The 6,121-nt window shown below is 42.6% G+C and carries 2 protein-coding genes; one reads left to right on the forward strand and one right to left on the reverse strand.

Going from position 1 to position 6,121, the window contains the following annotated elements:
* Positions 1-35 precede the first annotated feature (35 nt).
* Positions 36-1,655 (reverse strand): inorganic phosphate transporter, encoded by a 1,620-nt coding sequence (locus FB6_RS09275; RefSeq protein WP_174559725.1) that lies wholly within the window; start codon positions 1,653-1,655, stop codon positions 36-38.
* Between the two features lie 468 nt (positions 1,656-2,123).
* Here FB6_RS09275 and metH point away from each other — a divergent pair, with 468 nt between their 5' ends.
* The gene (metH, locus tag FB6_RS09280) at positions 2,124-5,813 is read left to right on the forward strand and encodes a methionine synthase (RefSeq protein WP_174559726.1); all 3,690 of its coding nucleotides are present in this window, start codon (positions 2,124-2,126) and stop codon (positions 5,811-5,813) included.
* Positions 5,814-6,121 lie beyond the last annotated feature (308 nt).

The raw sequence follows: 6,121 nt of genomic DNA on the forward strand, positions 1-6,121 counted from the left end.
GCTGCGATTGCAGCGTTTTTTAACATCTGGATGTCTTAAACAAATTGCAAGAATAACCAGTACAAACCACCCGATAAACAGATGGTGGCTGGTAATGTGAAAATCCATGCAGAAATAATGGTTTTCACGGTTGCAAAGTTCAGACCAGATTTGTTGGCGACCATGGTACCAGCAACGGCACTGTTCAGAACGTGAGTTGTTGATACGGGCATACCCAAACCATCTGCCGCAGCAATGGTGGACATCGCCACAAGTTCAGCTGACATACCCTGACCAAAGGTCATATGGTTTTTACCAATACGCTCACCCACAGTCACTACAATACGTTTCCAGCCCACCATGGTACCTAGACCAAGAGCTAGTGCGACTGCAACTTTTACCCAAGTCGGAATGTACTGCAGGAAGGAATCCAGATTACTGCGATATTCTTTAACAGTTTTAGCCTGTGCTTCAGACATTGCAGGAAGCTGCTCGGTTTTATCCAAACGCTTGAATGCAGTGGTACTCAAGTACATGTCATTACGAATAACAGAAATGTCACTTTCTGGAATATTTTTTACATCACCATACTTCGCAACATGATCACCCAGATTTTCAGTCAAACTTGCCAAAGCAGGCAAAACTTCAGGTGACATTTCTTTGGTTTGAATATATTGAGTCAAAACCTGACGAGCTTCACTGGCAGACAGCGCTTCATGCTTGGCATAAATCGCTGTCGCAGTTTGCCCAGATAACTGGTCAAAGGATTGAATATGATCATGATCAAGACTTTTATTCAAAGAATACGCTAAAGGAACTACCCCTATCAGAATGAGCATAATCAAGCCCATACCTTTTTGACCATCATTAGAACCATGGGCAAAACTGACCCCGGTACAGGTAAAAATCAGGATGGCACGAATTAAAGGTGGTGGTGGCTTGTTGCCTTCAGGTGGTTGAAACAGTTCAACTTGTTTCTTAAAGATTTTTTTAACCAGTAAAAACAACACTGCTGCAAAAGCAAAACCAATTAAAGGAGAAAATAATAAGGCCTTACCAACTTTAATGACCTGATCCATGTCTACGCCACTGGCACCATTACCGGCATGCATCAGGTAGTTCATAATGCCTACACCTAAAATCGAACCGATTAAAGTGTGAGAACTAGAAGCTGGAATGCCTAAGAACCAGGTACCCAAGTTCCATAGAATCGCGGCAATCAGCATGGCAAAGACCATGGCAAAACCTGCTCCAGAACTGACGTTCATAATCAGTTCAACAGGCAATAAAGCAATGATGCCGTAGGCTACAGCCCCACTAGCCACCATTACCCCAAGGAAATTACAAAAACCTGCCCACATCACTGCAACAGGTGCAGACAAGGCATTGGTATAAATGACCGTAGCTACCGCATTGGCAGTATCATGAAAACCATTTACAAACTCAAAGCCTAAGGCAATAAGTAAAGCAGTCGCTAAAAGAATAACGGAATATAAACTTAAAGTAGGCACATGGGCTAAATCAGAAGATAGCTGAAAGCCGATGTATACCAAAGTAGAAATAATAACCGTGAGAAACACCGGCATAAAAAATTTCGGTGTAGGAACATGCACATTCGTCGATTTCTTTGGTGCTACTTGCACCTGATCTTGGACGGGTGGAATATTAGAATTCATGCAGACGGTTCAAGGGGGATAATAAAATCCCCACTATTGTTCAATTTAATTGTGACAATTATATGACAAAGCGCTGTCATATAAAGCAATATTTCGTACTTTATTTGCTAATGATCCCGCTCAAATTCCGAGAAAACAAATCAAATTAAACAATAATTTTCATATACTTAAAATACAATCCTCATGAACAACCCAGTATGCTTTGCGTATTTCCCGATAATGTTACAAAGCATAAAATTATGACAGCCCAAAATATACTGGCTGCTATTCTGCATAGCATGAAGTGCAAAGATGACAGCTTAATGAAGAATTTATGACAGTTAATTCAAGGTTCTGTCTATATGGCAGGCGACTATTTATTCAGCAAGGCTGACAGTGCGCTAAGGAAATGTACTGAATATCAGTCATTATGAACTGAATTCTGTTAATATATTTGCCGATTTTATATTCCATCGGATTGGGTTATTTATGTCCACGCTTGCCACCCTAAAAGAGCTGCTCGCTCAACGGATTCTGATTATCGACGGTGCTATGGGCACCATGATTCAACGCCATAAGCTTGAAGAAGCCGATTACCGTGGTGAGCGTTTTGCTGACTGGGCATCTGACCTGAAAGGTAACAACGACCTGTTGGTATTGACCCAGCCGCAGATTATCCAGGGCATTCATGAAGCCTATCTGGATGCGGGTGCTGACATTATTGAAACCAATAGCTTTAACGGCACGCGTGTTTCAATGTCTGACTACCACATGGAAGATCTTGTTCCTGAGATTAACCGTGAAGCTGCGCGCATTGCCAAAGAAGCCTGCAAAAAATATTCAACACCAGAAAAGCCTCGCTTTGTTGCAGGTGTGCTTGGGCCTACATCACGTACCTGTTCAATTTCACCGAATGTAAATGACCCTGCGTTTCGTAACATTACTTTTGATGCACTCAAAGAAAACTATATTGAGGCTGCACATGCACTGATTGAAGGCGGTGCGGACATTCTGCTGATTGAAACTGTATTCGATACGCTGAATTGTAAAGCTGCAATTTTTGCAGTGAAAGAAGTGTTTAATCAGCTTGGTTATGAATTGCCATTGATGATTTCAGGTACCATTACCGATGCTTCTGGCCGTACATTGACTGGTCAAACTGCCGAAGCATTCTGGAACTCAGTACGTCACGGCGATTTACTATCTATTGGTTTTAACTGTGCCTTGGGCGCAGATGCGATGCGTCCGCATGTAAAAACTATTTCCGATGTGGCAGACACTTTTGTATCAGCGCATCCAAACGCTGGTTTGCCAAATGCTTTTGGTGGCTACGATGAAACACCCGAAGAAACGGCTGCCTTTATTAAAGAATTTGCTGAAAGTGGCCTGATTAACATTACGGGCGGTTGCTGTGGTACGACACCTGATCATATTCGTGCCATTTACAATGCAGTCAAAGACATTGCGCCACGCCAAGTACCAGAAACCAAACCTGCCTGTCGCTTAAGCGGTTTAGAGCCATTTAACATTACTGAAGAATCATTATTCGTCAACGTTGGTGAACGTACCAACGTGACAGGGTCTAAGAAATTCCTTCGTTTAATTCGTGAAGAAAACTTTGCAGAAGCACTCGATGTTGCACAGCAGCAAGTTGAAGCTGGCGCGCAAATCATCGACATCAACATGGATGAAGGTATGCTCGATTCAGAAGGCGCGATGGTGCACTTCCTGAATCTTGTGGCTTCTGAGCCTGAAATCTCACGTGTGCCAATCATGATTGACTCATCAAAATGGGACATCATTGAAGCAGGCCTAAAGTGCGTACAAGGTAAACCTGTTGTTAACTCAATTTCTTTGAAAGAAGGTTATGACGAGTTTGTACACAAAGCACGTCTATGTCGCCAGTACGGTGCAGCTGTTATTGTCATGGCATTCGATGAAAAAGGTCAGGCCGATACCGCTGAACGTAAACGTGAAATCTGTAAGCGTTCTTACGATGTGTTGGTGAATGAAGTTGGTTTCCCTGCTGAAGACATTATTTTTGACCCGAACGTGTTTGCAGTTGCAACGGGTATTGAAGAACACAACAACTATGCTGTGGACTTTATTGAAGCGACAGGTTGGATTAAACAAAATTTACCACACGCGATGATTTCAGGCGGTGTGTCGAACGTATCGTTCTCATTCCGTGGTAACGAACCTGTCCGTGAAGCGATTCACTCTGTGTTCCTTTATCATGCCATCAAGCAAGGCATGACTATGGGTATCGTCAACGCAGGTCAAATGGCGATTTATGATGATATTGACCCTGAGTTAAAAGCTGCTGTTGAAGATGTAATTCTGAATCAGAATCAGGGTGAGAGCCAACACGATGCAACTGAAAAATTGCTTGAAGTTGCTGAAAAATTCCGTGGTCAAGGCGCGGCGCAAAAACAAGTGGAAAACTTGGAATGGCGTGAGCTTCCTGTAGAAAAACGTCTTGAACATGCGCTGGTAAAAGGTATCACCACATTTATTGATGAAGATACTGAAGAAGCACGTTTAAAAGCCAAACGTCCACTGGATGTGATTGAAGGTCCTTTGATGGACGGCATGAACGTGGTCGGCGACTTATTTGGTTCAGGTAAAATGTTCCTACCGCAAGTAGTGAAATCTGCACGTGTAATGAAGCAAGCCGTGGCTTGGCTGAATCCATTCATTGAAGCGGAAAAATCAGGCGGTCAGTCTAAAGGTAAAGTGTTGATGGCGACCGTTAAAGGTGACGTACACGATATTGGCAAGAATATTGTTGGCGTGGTACTAGGCTGTAACGGTTATGACATTATTGACCTTGGCGTAATGGTGCCTTGCGAGAAGATTTTACAAACAGCCATTGATGAGAAAGTCGATATTATTGGCCTTTCAGGTCTGATCACTCCATCTCTAGATGAAATGGTATTTGTTGCTAAAGAAATGCAACGTAAAGGCTTTAATGTACCGTTGATGATTGGTGGTGCAACCACGTCTAAAGCGCATACAGCCGTGAAAATTGATCCGCAGTATTCCAATGATGCGGTGATTTATGTTGCCGATGCATCGCGTGCGGTGGGTGTTGCAACGACTTTATTATCTAAAGAAATGAAGCCGAAGTTTGTTGAAGAAACTCGCGCTGAATATGAAAAAGTGCGTGAACGTATTGCCAATAAACAGCCTAAAGCAGCCAAACTGACTTATGCAGAATCTGTTGAAAATGGCTTAAAAATTGACTTTGCGGCCAATGCGCCTGTGAAGCCAAACTTTATTGGTACACAAACGCTGACCAATTATCCATTGGAAACTTTGGTTGAGTACTTTGACTGGACGCCTTTCTTCATTTCTTGGAGTTTGGCGGGTAAATTCCCTGCTATTTTAACGGATGAAGTTGTGGGTGAAGCAGCAACTGACTTATATGAACAAGCTCAGACTATGCTCAAAGACATCATCGACAACAAACGCTTTGATGCGCGCGCTGTGTTTGGTATTTACCCTGCCAACCGTTCTGCCGCGGATTCGGTTGAAGTGTACAGTGAAGATGGTCAATCGGTGACGCATACTTTCCATCACATTCGTCAGCAGTCTGACAAAGTGACTGGCAAACCAAACTTGTCATTGGCAGACTTTGTTGCGCCTAAAGGCGTTGCGGAAGATTACTTGGGCGGTTTCACAGTATCGATCTTCGGTGCGGAAGAAATGGCAAATGAATACAAAGCCAAAGGCGATGACTACTCTGCAATTTTAGCGCAATCTTTGGGTGACCGTTTTGCCGAAGCGTTTGCGGAGCATTTGCATGAGCGTATCCGTAAAGAGTTCTGGGGCAACCAGGCATCTGAAACTTTAAGCAATGAAGAGTTGATTAAAGAGAAGTATGTGGGTATTCGTCCTGCACCGGGCTACCCTGCTTGTCCTGAACACTCTGAAAAAGCACCATTGTTTGACTGGCTAGGTTCTACCGATAAGATTGGTACACAATTGACCACTAGCTTTGCAATGTGGCCACCTTCATCTGTCAGCGGTTTTTACTATGCAAACCCTGAAAGCCAATACTTTAACGTGGGTAAAATCGCAGGCGATCAGCTTGAGGATTATGCGAAGCGTAAAGGTTGGACGTTGGATGAGGCGAAGCGTTGGTTAGCACCTAATTTGGATGATTCTGTTTCTTAATTGATACCAAGACTCGAATTATGTCTATAATTCGAGTCTTTTTAATACGTTAACTTTTAAAGTAATCTATAAATTTCAAACTTTTTCATTTCATCCAACGTATCCACAAATATGAGAAATTCTTCGTTACCCTTTAGCTTTCCATTAATAATAGTTATATTTTTTAATTGTTTTTTTTCTTCTTAGATTAGCATTTGAAGTGCAACACCATGTTCTTGGAATAATACCTGACTCGGGCTTCTAAATCCGAGTCTTTTTCTTGGGCGATGATTCAAACGTTGAGTGATTTCTGAAATATAAGCATCCGA

Origin of the sequence: Acinetobacter bouvetii (assembly GCF_902753875.1) — a bacterium.
Classification (GTDB): domain Bacteria; phylum Pseudomonadota; class Gammaproteobacteria; order Pseudomonadales; family Moraxellaceae; genus Acinetobacter; species Acinetobacter bouvetii_A.